The organism is Pandoraea sp. PE-S2T-3, assembly GCF_002179965.1.
Lineage (GTDB): Bacteria > Pseudomonadota > Gammaproteobacteria > Burkholderiales > Burkholderiaceae > Pandoraea.
The window spans coordinates 790,343-805,853 of record NZ_NGUQ01000007.1 but is presented as its reverse complement, the minus strand read 5'-3'; the positions used below and the strand labels follow the sequence as shown (position 1 = coordinate 805,853).

The following is a 15,511-nucleotide window of genomic DNA, read 5'->3' as shown; positions in this document are numbered from 1 at the left end:
CAAGACGCGGTTCAAACTCACTGGAGTGTTGAACCGCGAATGCATCATCAGGCCCGTGGCAAGCGCTGGCGACGTTTAATCGCGTTTCGGTTTGCCCATCAACAGGGCAGCACCGACGCCATCACGGCGTGCCGGGCGCGGCCCGCGCTGCGCGAAATCGCTGCGCTCACCGCCGCCCTGCCCGCGCGACGCATTCTGCCCGTCGCGATTTTGCCCTTGATGCGCTGCGCCTTGCGTGGCACGCGCCGGGGCGCGTTGCCCTTCGACACGCTTGCCGCCGCCGACACCACCGCTACCACCGTTACCGCCACCACCTGCGCGCTTGCCCGGTTGCGATTGATTGCCGCCGAAGCCGCCACCGTTACCGTTCCCACCGCCGTTGCGGCCACCGGTTGCCGCGCCGCTCGTGCGCGGTGCCGGTGCGTTGCGCTCGCCATTGCGTTGGCCGCCACCGTCGGCCGCGTGACGCGGCTTGCCGGCATCGCCCTGACGCGGGGCGCGGCCGTCGCGGCCACCTTCACGGGGCTCGCGCGCTTCACGCGGCGCACGGGCCTGCTGGCCATCGCCGCGACCACGCCCGCCGCCACCACCGCCACCCGGCGCACCACGGCCACCCGATTGATTCTTGCGAATCGGCTGGGCAACGGCGGTCGGGTCCGGCTCGAAGCCCGGCACCACTTCCGTGTCGATCTGGCGCTTGATGAGGCGCTCGATGGCGGTGAGCAGTTGATGCTCGTCCACGCACACCAGCGACACGGCTTCGCCCTGCGCACCGGCACGGCCCGTACGGCCGATACGGTGCACGTAGTCTTCCGCCACTTCCGGCAGATCGAAGTTCACCACGTGCGGCAGTTGATCGATATCGATACCGCGTGCGGCGATATCGGTCGCCACCAGCACTTGCAGCGTGCCGCTCTTGAACTCGGCCAGCGCGCGGGTGCGGGCACCCTGACTCTTGTTGCCGTGAATCGCGAGGGCCGGCACACCGCCCTTCGTCAGCTGTTCGGCCAGACGATTGGCACCGTGCTTGGTACGCGTGAAGACGAGCACCTGAAACCAGTTGTTCTCGCGCACCAGGTGTTCGAGCAGTTCGCGCTTGCGGTCACGGTCGACCGGGTGAATCTTCTGCGCAACCGTCTCGGCCGTGGTGTTGCGGCGAGCGACTTCGATCAGGGCGGGCGACTTCAGCAGGCCATCGGCCAGTTGCTTGATTTCGTCCGAGAACGTGGCCGAGAACAACAGGTTCTGACGCTTTGCCGGCAGCACGGCCAGCACGCGGCGGATGTCGCGAATGAAGCCCATGTCGAGCATGCGGTCTGCCTCGTCGAGTACGAGGATTTCCACGGCCGACAGGTCGACGGTCTTCTGCTGCATGTGGTCGAGCAGACGGCCCGGCGTGGCGACGAGAATATCGACACCGCGCGCCAGTTGGCGCACCTGCGGCACCATCGACACGCCGCCGAAGACGGTCATCGACGTGAGGGGCAGGTACTTGCCGTATTGCGTGACGCTCTCTTCGACTTGCGCGGCCAGCTCACGCGTGGGCGTAAGCACGAGAGCGCGCACGCGGCGTTTGCCGTTAGCGGCAGCGGGGGCTGCACGCGACGAGAGCATTTGCAGGATCGGCAGCGTGAAGCCTGCCGTCTTGCCGGTACCGGTTTGGGCACCGGCGAGAAGATCGCCGCCTTGCAGGACAGCCGGAATCGCTTGTTGTTGAATCGGGGTCGGTTGTGTGTAGCCGAGATCGCTGACTGCACGCAGGATGTCGGCCGATAGGCCGAGCGTTTCAAAAGACATATAAAGACCAATGCGCGGACTCCACGATGTGTGTCCCCGCGCGTATCGATTGATTGTTCTTGATGGAAAGCCCGCGTCGGGCGTGCGACGCACGTCGCGCTCATTTTGGGCGACGCGTCTGAAGACGCCGGCAAGACGACCCGCCGGCTGACTATATGTGTCTAGCGGCTTGGCGGGCGAGGCCGTCGCGGGTACGGCCGTGTCTTGAAAGGGCGTAGTTTACCACGCGCCCCCTGCGCGAGTCAGGTGACATCCCACGGCGCTATCGCGAGCGCGGGCCTAGCCGCTACACTGACGCCATTCTCCCGACGCCCAGGTGGCATTTTCCGTGCGATTCGATCTGACCGACCTGCGCCTGTGCCTGCTGGTGGCCGAGGCCGGCAGCATTACCGGCGGGGCCGAGCGCGCCCATCTGACCCTCGCCTCCGCCAGCGCCCGCATTCGCGGGCTGGAAGAGACGCTAGGGGTCGCCCTGTTCATGCGCCACCGTCAGGGTGTCATCCCCACGCCGGCCGGGCGCGCCCTGCTCGCCCACGCCCGCCGGGTGCTGGCCCAGATCGAGCAGATGCGCGGCGAACTCGGCGAATACGCGGCGGGCCTCAAGGGCAACGTGCGCATTGCGTCGAACACGGTCGCCATGTCCGAATTTCTGCCGGATCTGCTGGGCGCGTTCCTCGCGGAGCATCCGAATGTGGAAATTGCCCTGCGCGAACAGACCAGCCCCGCTGTCGTGCAGGCCGTGCTGGAAGGTGCGGCGGATATCGGCGTCGTCTCCGACTGGATCGAGCTGACCGGGCTTGAAACCGTGCCGTTCCGGCAAGACCGGCTGGTGGTCGTCACGCCACCGGGCCATGCGCTGACGCAACGCGACGACGTCGCCCTCATCGACATTCTCGACGCCGAATTCATCGGCCTGCCCGAGCAGAGCGCCTTGGCCGAGCATCTCGACGGCCACGCGAAGCGTGCCGGGCGGCCGTTGCGCTACCGGCTGCGGCTGCGCGACTTCGACAGCTTGTGCCGGGCCGTCGCAGCGGGTGCCGCGCTCGGTATCGTGCCGCTCAGCGCCGCCCGGCGCTCGGCGGCAACGCTGGGCATCGGCATGGTGCCGCTGTCAGATGCGTGGGCGCTGCGCACGCTGGTGCTGTGTGTGCGCGAGCGCGACGCCCTGCCCGTCTACGCCCGCCAGTTGCTCGACCGGCTGCAAGGGCCTGCCGCCCATTCGGCTGACACGACCGACGACACAAACAAAAACGGCACGACGTAATTGCCGTGCCGCTCGTTTGATGCTCGTTTGATGCTTGTGTAATGCTCGTCTGACGCCGGGAGAAGGCTCGCCCGGCGCCTTTCCTGCCAAGCCTGCTTACATCGCCGCCGGCGTCGAAACACCGCGTCCACGCAGCAGCGCGTACAGGATGATGGCGCCGAACGTCGCGCAACCGATGCCGCCCAGCGAGAAGTTGCCGAACTTCAGCGTGAAGTCACCGGCGCCGAGCACCAGCGTGACTGCGGCCACGATCAGGTTGCGGTTATCCGAGAAATCCACCTTGTTCTGCACCCAGATGCGCGCGCCGGCCACCGTAATCAGGCCGAACACCACAATCGACACACCACCGAGCACCGGGCCCGGAATCGTCTGGATCACCGCACCGAACTTCGGCGAGAACCCCAGCACGAGCGCGATCACCGCCGCCACGGCAAACACCACCGTCGAGTAGATCTTCGTGACCGCCATCACGCCGATGTTTTCGGCGTAAGTCGTCACCCCGGTGCCGCCGACGCTGCCCGACACGATCGTCGCCAGACCGTCGCCGAGGAAGGCGCGGCCCATATAGCGGTCCAGATTCTGACCGGTCATGGCGCTCACGGCCTTGATGTGACCGAGGTTTTCCGCGACCAGAATGATGGCGATAGGTGCCAGCAACACCATGGCTTCCGGCTTGAACACCGGCGCTGCAAAGTGCGGCAGGCCGAACCAGGCCGCATTGGCGACGATCGAGAAGTCGATCGGCTTGCCAAGCCCCATGCCGTTGGTGAGCACCGCGTACAGCACATAGGCGAGCAGCAGGCCGACGAGAATCAGCAGCCGCTGCACCATGCCGCGCGCAAACACGGCCACGAGGCCGACGCACAGCACCGTCGCGAGGGCCATCCACGTGTCGAAACTGGTGGCCGAGACGCCCTTCACCGCCACCGGCGCGAGGTTCAGGCCGATCACGGCAACGACCGCACCGGTCACCACCGGGGGCATGAGCGCCTCGATCCAGCGAGTGCCGACCACCATGACGATCAGGCCGATGATGGCGTACAGCACACCGCACGCGATGATGCCGCCCAGCGCGACCGGAATATTCAGGTTTGGCCCGCTGCCGGCATAGCCCGTCACCGAGATGACGAGGCCGATGAACGCGAAGCTCGACCCGAGGTAGCTGGGCACGCGCCCGCCGACGAGCACGAAGAACAGCAAGGTGCCGATGCCCGACATGAAGATGGCGAGGTTCGGATCGAAGCCCATGAGCAACGGGGCCAGCACGGTCGAGCCGAACATGGCGACCACGTGCTGGACGCCCATGGCGATGGTCTGCGGCCAAGGCAGGCGTTCGTCGGGCGCGATGACGCGTCCGGACGCCGTGTCCCGTTGCTGCCATTTGGGGAAATAACCCTCTGCCATATCGATCTTCTCCTGTGTGTCGTGCGCAAGGTGGGCCAATGAAACTGGCGGCAGTGTACGGAGCGCCAGACCGGAAGGCAAGGCGAGAAAAAGCGGCGCGGGCGGGGATACAACGGCGGGGTAAGCGACGAGCTGAGCAGCGGGCTGAGTGGCGGGCTGAGCAGCGATGCAGGCGGCGGCATCCGGAATGCCGCCGCCGTGTGTGACGGGCGCTCAGTGCTTGCCGACGCCTTCGAGAATCAGATCGGCCAGCCGCGTGTAATTGCCGTCGAAGTGGTGCCCCCCCGGCATTTTGACGATCTGCACACGCTTGGGGTCGAGGCCGGGGCAATTGCTGTCGTCCTCGTCGGCGCCGTACACGCACATCGCCAAGCCATCGGGCAGGCGTTCGACCTCCGGGCGGATCGGCAGGCCGTTCTGGCTGGACATCACCCAGTTGGTCATGCGGAATTCGAAGTCGGCCTTCTGCCCCAGCCCCATCAGCACGAGCAGCGCCACGCGCTCCTTGCTGACCGGTGGCATGCGGTTGACCATGAACGGCAGCACATCCGCCCCTTGCGAATAACCGATGAGAATCACGCGCTTCTTGTTCCAGCGTGTCTGATAGAAGCGCACCAGCCGGTCGATATCGAGCGCGCCCGAGGCGGGTGTGCGCGCCGACCAGAAGTAGCGCAGCGAGTCGATGCCGACCACCGGCAGGCCGTGCGCGGCGAGCGCCCCGGCAACATCGCGATCCAGCCCGGCCCAGCCGCCATCGCCCGACAGCAGAATCGCGAACGCATCGGCCATGTTGGCCGCGGGCTTGCCCGTCGCGGCGACTTCGATCACCGGCAGATCGGCCACTGCGGCGGGCGGGCGCACCGTCCCCGCCACGTGATGTGCATTGAGCCGCTTGAACGCGTTCTTGTATTGCGTGGCCCAGTCGGCCAGCACCGGCGTGTTCCCGCCCGGTGAGGCGTCGGCACCGTCACCCTGACTGCCGAGACTGCCCGCCAGACCGCCCACGACCCAACTGGCGTTCGAGGCACGCGCGACAAAGCCTTGGGCGAGACGATCCGAACAACGCGGCGCACGCGCGACCGGACTCCCCGCCGGGCCGCTCATGGCCAGCCACGGCGCCCCCAGCGCGGGGGCCGGCAGCAGACGCATCGGCGCGCCGCCGGCGGTATGCGTGATGCCGCGTCCGAAATGCACGCCCTCGCCCTGACACAGCGGCTTGGCCATCGGCAGTACCGGGCAGAAGTCGACCGAGAGCGCACCGGAGAAGGTTTCGCTCTTGGCCTGCGCGAGCATCGCGTAAGCGAACGTCCCGCCGACGCCATCGCCCACAAGAATCGGCGGTGTGTAGCCGGGCAGCTTTTCGTAGGCTTCGAGAAAGCGGCCGAAGTTATCCAGATCGCCCGACGGGAAGACACACGCGCCGTCATCCTTGGTGAAGTTCGCCATCAGCCGGGCCGTGTCGATGCCTGCCACGATGGCCCCGGTGTCGACGAGCGCGCGCGCCATGCGCTCGGCACGCGGCGTCCAGCCGTCGTCATCCGAAAGGAACAGCACCGTGGCATTCGGCTCGCCCGCCGGCCGGAAGACCGGCACGTTTTCGAACCGGCCATGCGAGATGACTTCCGTGGCGGCGCCGCGTGACGCCGCAGCACCGGCCGCCGCAGCCGCAGCGGGTGCCATGACAGGCGCGGTGACGCTGGAGGCGAGCGATGGCGGCACGGCGACCGGGCCCGCCTTCGGGGCAGGCTTGAGTACGTTGCGCGCCTTCGCAGCCTGTTCCGCCGAGCGGGCAGACGCGGCGGACGCGAGATCGGCATGCGTGACTGTCTGCGACGATTGGGGCGATGGAGCCGATTGCGCCGATTGCGCCGGCGTCTGTGCGTTTGCCAAACCGCTCACGGCGCTCACGGTCAGCGGCAGAAACAATGCCGCAGCCAGCCAAACACCACGTCCGCCGCCCGTCTTCATCCCTGCCGTCGCCATTGCGCGGTGTTTCCGTTGCGAGCAATCCGTTCGATCCTTTCGGTCCATTCGATCTGTCCGATCCGTCATTTCGTAATCATCCCCTTCCAGCCGCCCCCGACAAGCGCCGCCACGTCGGCGAGCGTGAGCATCGGCGCGAGTCCGCCCGGCGTCATCAGATAGCGCGCCTCCCATTGCGGATCGAATTTGTCCTTGAAGCTGCGCAGACCACGGAAGTTGTAGAACCGCGCCCCGTGCGCAAACATCATTCGTCCGAAGCGATGCCAACGCGGCGCGAGCTGGTGCGTCACCATGCCCGACATCGGCGCCATGCCGAGCCCGAAGCGCTGATAGCCCTGCGCCTTGAAGTGCAGCATCAGATTGGCGAACAGAAAGTCCATCGTGCCGGCGGGCGCATCCGGCACCTGACGCATCAGGTCGATGCTCGCCTCGATGCGCTGCACGTCCGGACACATCAACGTCGCAAACGCGACCAGCCGCCCTTCGCGCCGCACGAGCGCCACCGGTTGCCGTGCCACGTAGGCGTCGGTGAACGCCCCCAACGAGAAGGCCTTCTCACGGGTGTGCTGTCGCGCGAGCCACGCGTCGGAAACCGCTCGCATCTCAGGCAAATGTGGCGGCACATCGGCGGGGGCAACGATTTCCAGCGAGAGCCCTTCGCGCTCGCCGCGTGCCACGCCGTGTCGCAAATTCGCGCGGCGCGAGCCTTGCAGACCGAACTCGGGCAACGACACGAACGCCTCCTCGCCCAGCTTGTACGCACGCAATCCCGCATCGATATAGAGCGGCAGCGCCTGCGGACGTGTCTTGTAAAACGCCGCACGCCCGCCGTGCGAGTCCGCCAGTTCGATGAAGCGCCAGATCAACTCCGGCCATTCCTTCTGGTCTCCCACCGGGTCGGCGAGCGACACCCACGAGCGCCGATGCTTCGCATACATGATGAAAGCGTTGCCCGACGGCGAGAACAGGAAGCTCTTGTCGCCCATGAGCGCGAGGCAGGCGTCGGCGGCCGGCTGCTTCTGAATCACCGCCCTCGCACGCGCCAACTCTTCTTCACTCGCAGGCACCATCGCCCCGGCCGACTGACGCAGCAATTGCCACAGCGACAGGCCCAGTCCGATGACGGCGACCACCATCAGCGCCCGCATCGAGCGCGGCGCATCGCCATCGAACGTGAATTGCCACCAGAGTTGATTCGCGTAACCCACGCGCCGGTACGACATGAACATCAGCCATGTACACGCGCCGAGTACCGAGAGCACCGCGATGATCCAGCCCGGTTCGAACGTCTGCGTGAAGAGCGACGAGCGCCGGTCGAATTGTTTGCGCGAGACCAGCAGCAACGTCGCCAGCACGGCCAGCACGAAGCACTCCGACAACGCGATGCCTTTCGGAATCGCGAGTACTGCCGCCACAATCGTCAGGCCGAGCGAGCCCCACCACGCGGCGTCCAGCCGATGCAGCAGGCCACGCGCGAGAAACAGCATCGCCAGCCCGGCCACGCTGCCCAGCAGGTGCGAAACCTCGACGAGAAACAACGGCACGTGCTGGCGCAGGAAGTCTTCGGCATCGCGCGTGGCGGGCGTCACGCCGGAAATCAGCAACATGACGCCGGCCACGAGCGTGAGCGCCGCCAATACGCCGGGGAAGAGCCGCACGGCCGCACGCCCGATGGGGGCGGCCGGACTTTGCCGGAATTCGAACCACGCCAGCAGGCAGGCCGCGAGCATGAGCGGCAGCAGATAGTAGATGCCGCGATAGAGCACCAGTGCCCCGGCCACCTGACTCACCGGCGCATGTCCGTTGGTGGCGAGCAGAATCACCGCCTCGAACACGCCCACGCCGCCCGGGACGTGGCTGAGCACACCCAGCGCCATAGCGATGGCGTAGAAGACCACAAACGTGGGTAGATCCACCACCCCGGCGGGCAACAGGCACCACAGCGCCGCAGCGGCCATGCCGAGATCGGCGGCAGAGATCAGGAGTTGGCGCAACGCGAGACGCAGCGGCGGCAGCGGGATATCCCAGCGGCCGAAGAGCGCCACCGTGCGCTTGCGCGCGCACAACGCGAGGAACCAGCCCGACCCGGCGAGCAGCAACAGGGCCGCTAACTGCAACATCCACGCGGGCACCGGCACCAGCGCAGAGACGCGCGACGCGCCCCACAACATCCCCAGCGAACCGAAGACCGTCATACCTAAACCGAACGCACCCGCGTTGAAGGCGACGGCCTGCGCGACCTTCGAAGCATCGACGCCGGCCGCCGCATACATGCGCATGCGCACGGTGCCGCCGGTCAGTACGCCCAGCCCGACGGAATTCCCCAGCGCATAGGCGATGAACGACGTGAGCATGACCGTCGAGCGCTTGACGGTCGCGCCCGCGAACCGCAGGCCGGAGATGTCGTAACCGGTGAGTGCCGCGTAGCTCGCGAGGGTTGCCAGCATGGCAAGCACGAGCCGTGTCACAGGGGTGTTGTGAATCGCGGCGATAACGTCGTCGTAGTGCACGTGACGCAGCATGTGATGCAGCGCGTCGAAGACGAAGAGTCCGAGCAGGACGACCCCGGCCGTGATCAGCCAAGGGCGTGCGGCGCTCCACGGCAACTGGCGCACCCAGCGCCATCGTTCGGGTAGCGCCATTACAGCAGCAGAATCGGCGGGCCGGCTCGGGCGCGCGCGAGTAGGTTCAGTCATGTATCGGTCGATCCTTCGGCCGGTACGACGCCATCAGACGCCGCCCCTAGGGCCTGTGGGCGAGTCGGAGCCAGTAGCCGATAGATTACACCGCGAAACGTGACAGGTCTTGTCGGTGTGGCGCTGACAGATCGACTCGGTAAGCCGCAAAGCCTTATCAGACGGGCATTTGCGGAGGTTGTCTCGCGAGACGAGAGAGTTCTCGGCGTGCAATAGCGACTACGCGTCGGCCGCCGCGCCCGAGTCTTCGGGGCTGGGCGGCTGCGATTGCGTTTGGCTATGGGTGATTTTTGGCGATATGTGCAACTTAATGTAAAATGCTGGCCTTTTGCTAGGTATTTACACGAAGTTTTTCTAGACTTCGATCAACATTGAAGAGCGCCGCAAAGCGGCAAGTGCGCACCCCGAACCATTCCGACTCCGAAGAGAGTTGAGTTGATGTCCATCGGATCGTGCGCGGGGGGAATTAACAATGTACGTCGTTCGGCACCGCCGGGCGGCAGGGGCACGTTTGACCACGCATGAGGCGTTGCGTTGCATGTCGCGCGACGTGTTGTGCGGCGTATCGCGTATCGGCGCGCGTTTGACGCGTGTTGCCGATGTTGGCGATACGACCGATGTGAAACCGCGCCAGTCCTTCCGGGGTCTGGTGGCGGCCGCGCTGATTGGCGCGGCGACCCTGCTGACGGCAGTCAATGCGCTTGCGCAGAACAATTCAGCGGCGGCAACAACCGCCAGCAGTGCCAACAGTGCCAACAGTGCCTCCAGTGGAGCAGGCGCTGTCGTTGCACTGCCCTCGACCGGTGGCTCGGTGCCCATTACACCGGCCGTGCCGATCGGGCAGTCGACCATCACGCAGGGCGTGGCGCAACTCAAAGAGCGCTACAACCTGTCGCACGTCTGGCTGCGCTCGGAAACCGATGGCGGCGCGCCGCTCGAAGCGGCCACGCCGGGCGACGACGCCTCGCGGATGCTGCCGGTGGCCAGTCTGTCGAAATCGGTCACCGCCATCGGCATCGCGCTGCTCGTGCAGCAGGGCAAGCTCTCGCTCGACGCCAAGCTGGGCGAGCTGCTCGACGCCTATTCCAAGGAACACGGCAAACCGCTCGACCCGAGCCTTCGCGACCTGAGCGTGCGGCGTCTGCTGGCGCATCGCGCCGGTCTCGCGACCAATGGCTACAACGACCCCGTCAACGGGTTGTATAGCGGGCTGGCGATTCGTCGTGTGGGCGGCAGCTCTGACTTCTTCAACTATCTCGATGCGGGCGACGCCGGTCACTCCACGGGCAAGACCGACTTCGTCTATTCGAACGTCTCGTATCTATTGCTCGGGATGGTGATCGAAGCCGTGTCGGGCACCGACTACAAAGATTTCTGCGAGAAGAACATCTTTGGCCCGCTCGGCATTGCCGACGCAACGCTGCCTGAAAGCTGGCGGCTTCTGGCGCCGTTCGCGGGCTGGCAGATGTCGACCTCGGCACTGCTCAAGGTGTGGCGCGTGTTCGACATTCGCCGTCCGAGTCTGCTGACCGAGAAGACACTGCGCGCGATGCTGCTCGACAAGCAGGCCGGGCCAATCAATCCGGATCGCGACATCTTCTACACGCTGGGCGTGTTTCTCGTGCCCGGTTCGGGAGATCGCAGTTACCGGATCAGTCACGACGGCATCGCCGACTTCTTCCGCACGCAGTCCACCTACTACACGGTGGTCGAAAAGACGGTGCCGGGAGATAGCTGGGCGCTGGTGGTCTCGCCGATTCCGCCGCGCGGGCAATTCGGCGCGATTCAGCGCGACGTGCGCAAGATCATTCGACAGGCGCGTCTGGTGCCGTGACTTTGCGGCGGCGCGGTGTCTTCGGCGGCGCCGCTGCATCGCTCACGCCGAAATCCACGACCAGCGTCCCCGCAATCAGCGCGCGCTTTTGCGTCGCACTCAACTGCTTCACCCGATACTCTGCGCGCGACGCTGCGGAGCGGTCCGCAAAATCCATCGACAACAAAATGCCCGACGGCGGGTGGGCGCGTGTGAAGCGCGCCCCTTTACCCGCCACGTGTGCGGCGTAGCGCGCCTGAACATCGACCGTGATACCGGTGTAGATGCGCCCGCCCGCGCACTCGAGCAAATAGAGAAACCACGGTTTGGGGGAGGGTGTGCCGGTCATGCCTTCGTCTTCCCCTCACGCGTGAATTCGCGCGGCGACACGCCCAACGCGCGCCGGAACATGGCCGAGAACGCAGCCGGGTTCGCATAACCCAGACGTGCCGCAACGCTTGCCACCGGCACGCCGCGCGCAATCCAGTCGACAGCCCGCGCCAGTCTCACCTGCTGCCGCCACGTGCCGAAACTCGTCCCGAGTTCCGTGCTGAACAAGCGCGCGAGTGTGCGCTCCGAGGCCCCCACTTCCGATGCCCATTGCGCCAACGACCGATCGTCATCGGGTTGTTCCATCAACGCGTCACACAGCAGCCGCAAGCGCCGGTCGGTCGGCATCTGCAAATCGAGCGAGACGGGCGGCGCGACGCGCAACTCTTCAAGCAGTAAAGACGTGATCAACCCATGGCGGCGATCCGTCACTGGCATATCGCCTGCCAGCGCTGCCGCCAGATCGCGCATCAGCGGCGATGCTTCGATCACCACGCACCGGTCAGCCGGTAGCGGCGACGCTTCGGGCCACAGATACAACGCATAGAACTCGGCGACGCCCAGTGCCGCCACTTCATGCAGCATTTCCGCCGGCACCCACGCCGCGCGAAAGATCGGGGCGATCAGACTGGTGTTGCCTGCGTTAATGCGCAGGCCGCCACGCAGCGGAAAGATCAACTGTCCCCACGGGTGGCGATGCGATTCGATGAGTGCGTCAGCGGGCGGCGTGCGCAGATGCGCGATGACCGGCACGTCGGCGCTCGGCGCGGTGCGCGGCATCGGGAAGAAGTTCGGGCGCGCCGCTGAGGCGCGCGGGGGGCGTGGCATATTCGCGTTGGTATTTGTCCGGATCGGGGTGACGTAGCCCCCGATGAGTCGCTAGGATACGGCATGCCCGCGCCGACGCAAGCCACTGTGCCATCGCGGGCGGCAATACCTAGCAATACCGAGCAACACCGAGCAACACCGAGCAACACCGATTCTCTGGCCCATCATCAAAACGACAAGCGCCATGACCGATGCTTCGCCGCAACACTCGCCCGTCACCCCGTCCCGTCCTGCGGAAACCCTTCGCCGCGATCGCCTGAAAGCGCAGGCCCGCGCCCTCTCCGGCTACGGCGTCTATATCCTGCTGGCGCTCGCGCTGTGGGCCGCCAGCCACGGCAGCACCATGCTGGGTCTGACGCCGACCGCCGCGCAGGCGGCCGTGCTCGTGCTGTTCACCATCGGCGCATGGGCGTTCGGGCTGTTCCCCGAGCCGATCACCACGCTGACGTTCTTTCTGCTGGCGGTGTTGCTGCACGTCGCGAAGCCCGAAGTCATCTTCGCGGGCTTCCACTCGGCAGCGTGGTGGCTGGTGTTCGGCGGCGCCGTCACCGGCATTGCCGTGCGCACGACCGGCCTCGGCACGAAACTCGCCGCGACGCTCTTCGCGCTCAAGCGCCCGACATACCCGCGCTATGTCGCGTCTGTGATGGTCGCGTGCGTGGGCCTCGCGTTCGTGATGCCTTCCACGACCGGCCGCATCTTGTTGCTCATCCCCATCGTGCTGGCACTCGCCGATCGCATCGGACTCACGGAGGGACGACGTGGCCGCACGGGGCTCGTCATGACCGTCGCGGCCGCCAGCTACATGCCCCCCACGACGATCCTGCCCGCTAACATTCCCAACAGCGTGTTGATGGGCGCGGCCGACTCGTTCTACGGTGTGAAGCTGCACTACGCGCCGTATCTCTTGCTGCACTTCCCGGTGCTCGGCGCGCTCAAGGCCGTGATTCTGGTGTGGGTGATCTGTCGCCTCTTTCCCGATAACGGTCCGCTCGAGAACACGAAGGACGCCGTCGCACCGCCGCTGTCGACCGATGCGCGGCGCTTGTCGGTCTTGCTGGCGCTGGCGCTTGCCGGCTTCGCCACCGACGCATGGCACGGCATCTCGCCCGCGTGGATCTCTGTCGCTGCGGCCATCATCTGCTTGCTGCCTGCCATTCACATCGTCACGCCGAAGACCTTCACCGAGCAGATGCACATCACGCCGTTGATCTACGTGGCGGGCTTTCTCGGCATGGGCGCGGTCGTGGCAGACACCGGTCTGGGGGAAAAACTTGCACGGTTATGTCTCGACGCCGTCGGCATGGTGCCGGGCACGCCGGTCATCAATGCCGCGTGGTTGATCGCCATCGGTGCGGCCATCGGCCTGGTGGCCACGTTACCGGGGCTGCCGGCGGTACTCACACCGCTTGCCGGACAACTCTCTACCGCCAGTGGCCTGCCGCTCTACACCGTGCTGATGTTGCAGGTGCCGGTGTTCTCCACAGCACTGCTGCCGTACCAGAGCCCGCCGATGATGATCGCCATGCATCTCGGGGGCGCCACCATGCGCGACGGCACGCGGCTGACCGTCGTCATGACCGTCATCACGCTGGTGCTGCTGTTCCCGCTCGATTACCTCTGGTGGCGCGTGCTCGGCATGCTGCCCTGAACCCTGAATCGTCGTGACTCCTGAATATCCATAACGTGCGAAGGGCTGCGTTGGCACGAGGCTTGCATGACATCTCGTGTAGTCCGTGTGACACCACAACGCAGCGCACGTTTGGGAGATCGTTCATGGCAGCACCGGAGAGAATCGTCGAGTTGGCCCACAGCGTTAAGAACATTGCCGACGACAAGATCGCAACCATCGCCCACATCACCCGGGAGACCAAGTACCTCGCGCTCAATGCGCTCATCGAAGCCGCTCGTGCGGGCGACGCGGGACGGGGATTCGCCGTCGTCGCCAACGAAGTGAAACATGTCTCCGAGCGCATCACGACGATTGCCGGGGATCTGACGACTGAGCTGGCCGGCTCGCTAACCGAGCTATCGGCGCTGGGCGACAGCATGATCGGTCAGTTGGAACAGCATCGCGGGCAGCGTCTGGCCGACCTTGCGCATCACATGATCGAGATCATCGACCGCAACCTCTACGAGCGCTCATGCGACGTGCGCTGGTGGGCCACCGACGCGGCCCTCGTCGATGTTCTGAGCGAGCCATCGCCTGAAGCGGCGCGCCATGCGTGCCGACGCCTTGGCGTGATTCTCGACAGTTACACGGTGTATCTCGATCTCTGGGTGGCGGATGCCGACGGACGTATCGTTGCCAACGGCCGCCCTGATCGCTATCCCGGCGTGATCGGGTCTGATGCCTCGCGCCACCCGTGGTTTCTCAAGGCGATGAACACCCCGAGCGGTGCCGACTATGCCGCGTTCGACGTGCGTCGCGCAAAGCTCCTGCACAACGCCGAAGTCGCGACCTATGCAACGGCGATTCGAGAGGCGGGCGAAACGCATGGCGCGCCGCTCGGCGCGCTGGGGATCTTCTTCGATTGGGCACCGCAGGCGAAGGCCGTCGTGCAAGGGGTCCCGCTGCTGCCTGACGAACGCGCGCGTACGCGATGCCTGCTGCTCGATGCGGAGCATCGTGTGTTGGCGTCGAGCGATGGCGAGGGGATATTGCTGGAGCGCTTCAGTCTGCGCAGACCGCGCGACGGCGTGTCGGCATCGACCGGTTTCTATCACGCCGGGGATGCGGGAGAGGCAGACGAGGATGGCCTCGTCGGCTATGCGCTCACGCCGGGCTACGAGACTTATGAGGGATTGGGATGGTACGGCGTGGTGCAGCAATGGGACGACGACGCTGCATTGCGGGACATACGCACCAAAGGGGTGCTGTCTGCTTCGCCGGTGCCGGCATCGCCCGCGCATGATGCGTCGAACGCGGTAGTGTCCGAGATTGAGACTTCAACGCAGGCCCAGCGCTGGCTCGCTGCCTGAGCGACAAAATACCAGCCAACGGTCGCCGTCCTCCTCGCGCCAGAACGCCCCTTCGCGTTCAAGGACGGCGGCGAGCCGCTGGCGCGTGTCGCGCCGATGCGCATCGCTCACACCGGGCAGGATCATGCCGCGCACGTAGGTCACATGCGGTACCGTGCGCAGCAACATCCGGATCAGTCGACAGAAACGACGCACCACGAGTTCGCTGGTGGTGGCCTCCGGCCCGAGCCTGAAATCGGTGACCGTCAGCACGGTCCCGGCGGCCACCTTATCCAGGCGATGACAGAGCGACAGCACACCGTCGTCGACACGATGCCCCACCTCGACTCGCGTGCGCTCGCAGACTTCGACGTTGGCTGAAAAGCGATGGGTCCGGAAGAATGCCGCAACAGCGCGCTCGCAAGTTCTCATTGG

The 15,511-nt window shown here is 65.8% G+C and carries 11 protein-coding genes; 4 read left to right on the top strand and 7 right to left on the bottom strand.

Features of this window, described 5'->3' with window-relative positions; translation table 11 throughout:
* Positions 1-75: 75 nt before the first annotated feature.
* Complete coding sequence (locus CDV46_RS05565; protein ID WP_087691130.1) at positions 76-1,797, bottom strand: DEAD/DEAH box helicase; 1,722 nt, start codon at positions 1,795-1,797, stop codon at positions 76-78.
* Positions 1,798-2,125: 328 nt separating this feature from the next.
* Between CDV46_RS05565 and CDV46_RS05560 the strand changes: the two genes are divergently transcribed.
* The gene (locus CDV46_RS05560; protein ID WP_087721977.1) at positions 2,126-3,061 is read left to right on the top strand and encodes a LysR substrate-binding domain-containing protein; all 936 of its coding nucleotides are present in this window, start codon (positions 2,126-2,128) and stop codon (positions 3,059-3,061) included.
* Positions 3,062-3,157: 96 nt separating this feature from the next.
* Here the strand turns inward: CDV46_RS05560 and CDV46_RS05555 are convergent, their stop codons facing one another.
* The 3 genes from CDV46_RS05555 to mprF form a co-directional block, all read right to left on the bottom strand.
* Complete coding sequence (locus CDV46_RS05555; RefSeq protein ID WP_087691126.1) at positions 3,158-4,465, bottom strand: solute carrier family 23 protein; 1,308 nt, start codon at positions 4,463-4,465, stop codon at positions 3,158-3,160.
* A gap of 213 nt (positions 4,466-4,678) precedes the next feature.
* Positions 4,679-6,448 carry a virulence factor family protein gene (locus tag CDV46_RS05550; RefSeq protein ID WP_176399011.1) on the bottom strand — a complete coding sequence of 590 codons (1,770 nt, stop codon included), beginning with the start codon at positions 6,446-6,448 and terminating at the stop codon, positions 4,679-4,681.
* Positions 6,449-6,513: 65 nt separating this feature from the next.
* Positions 6,514-9,090 (bottom strand): bifunctional lysylphosphatidylglycerol flippase/synthetase MprF, encoded by a 2,577-nt coding sequence (mprF, locus tag CDV46_RS05545; RefSeq protein ID WP_254915938.1) that lies wholly within the window; start codon positions 9,088-9,090, stop codon positions 6,514-6,516.
* Positions 9,091-9,616: 526 nt separating this feature from the next.
* Between mprF and CDV46_RS05540 the strand changes: the two genes are divergently transcribed.
* Entirely contained in the window at positions 9,617-10,978 is a 1,362-nt protein-coding gene (locus CDV46_RS05540; protein ID WP_087721975.1) for a serine hydrolase domain-containing protein, read from the top strand.
* Here CDV46_RS05540 and CDV46_RS05535 read toward each other — a convergent pair.
* Positions 10,950-11,306, bottom strand: coding sequence for a GIY-YIG nuclease family protein (locus CDV46_RS05535; protein ID WP_254915929.1), 357 nt, complete (start codon positions 11,304-11,306; stop codon positions 10,950-10,952). The genes CDV46_RS05540 and CDV46_RS05535 overlap by 29 nt on opposite strands.
* Positions 11,303-12,115: a helix-turn-helix domain-containing protein gene (locus tag CDV46_RS05530; protein ID WP_087691120.1), complete on the bottom strand. Its 813-nt coding sequence runs from the start codon at positions 12,113-12,115 to the stop codon at positions 11,303-11,305. Before CDV46_RS05530 ends, CDV46_RS05535 begins: the two co-directional genes overlap by 4 nt.
* Positions 12,116-12,299: 184 nt before the next feature.
* Between CDV46_RS05530 and CDV46_RS05525 the strand changes: the two genes are divergently transcribed.
* Together CDV46_RS05525 and CDV46_RS05520 are read left to right on the top strand one after the other, a co-directional pair.
* Positions 12,300-13,766, top strand: coding sequence for an SLC13 family permease (locus CDV46_RS05525; protein ID WP_087721974.1), 1,467 nt, complete (start codon positions 12,300-12,302; stop codon positions 13,764-13,766).
* A gap of 125 nt (positions 13,767-13,891) precedes the next feature.
* Positions 13,892-15,097: a methyl-accepting chemotaxis protein gene (locus CDV46_RS05520; protein WP_087721973.1), complete on the top strand. Its 1,206-nt coding sequence runs from the start codon at positions 13,892-13,894 to the stop codon at positions 15,095-15,097.
* On the opposite strand, the gene CDV46_RS05515 is transcribed toward CDV46_RS05520, so the two are convergent.
* Entirely contained in the window at positions 15,065-15,508 is a 444-nt protein-coding gene (locus CDV46_RS05515; RefSeq protein ID WP_140413300.1) for a hypothetical protein, read from the bottom strand. The two genes, CDV46_RS05520 and CDV46_RS05515, sit on opposite strands and share 33 nt — an antisense overlap.
* Positions 15,509-15,511: the final 3 nt, after the last annotated feature.

Bases quoted from the DNA above. Each gene is read 5' to 3' on its own strand.
- CDV46_RS05565 (WP_087691130.1), bottom strand. From the start codon at position 1,797: ATGTCTTTTGAAACGCTCGGCCTATCGGCCGACATCCTGCGTGCAGTC.
- CDV46_RS05555 (WP_087691126.1), bottom strand. From the start codon at position 4,465: ATGGCAGAGGGTTATTTCCCCAAATGGCAGCAACGGGACACGGCGTCC.
- CDV46_RS05550 (WP_176399011.1), bottom strand. From the start codon at position 6,448: ATGGCGACGGCAGGGATGAAGACGGGCGGCGGACGTGGTGTTTGGCTG.
- mprF (WP_254915938.1), bottom strand. From the start codon at position 9,090: ATGGCGCTACCCGAACGATGGCGCTGGGTGCGCCAGTTGCCGTGGAGC.
- CDV46_RS05540 (WP_087721975.1), top strand. From the start codon at position 9,617: ATGTACGTCGTTCGGCACCGCCGGGCGGCAGGGGCACGTTTGACCACG.
- CDV46_RS05535 (WP_254915929.1), bottom strand. From the start codon at position 11,306: ATGACCGGCACACCCTCCCCCAAACCGTGGTTTCTCTATTTGCTCGAG.
- CDV46_RS05530 (WP_087691120.1), bottom strand. From the start codon at position 12,115: ATGCCACGCCCCCCGCGCGCCTCAGCGGCGCGCCCGAACTTCTTCCCG.
- CDV46_RS05525 (WP_087721974.1), top strand. From the start codon at position 12,300: ATGACCGATGCTTCGCCGCAACACTCGCCCGTCACCCCGTCCCGTCCT.
- CDV46_RS05520 (WP_087721973.1), top strand. From the start codon at position 13,892: ATGGCAGCACCGGAGAGAATCGTCGAGTTGGCCCACAGCGTTAAGAAC.
- CDV46_RS05515 (WP_140413300.1), bottom strand. From the start codon at position 15,508: ATGAGAACTTGCGAGCGCGCTGTTGCGGCATTCTTCCGGACCCATCGC.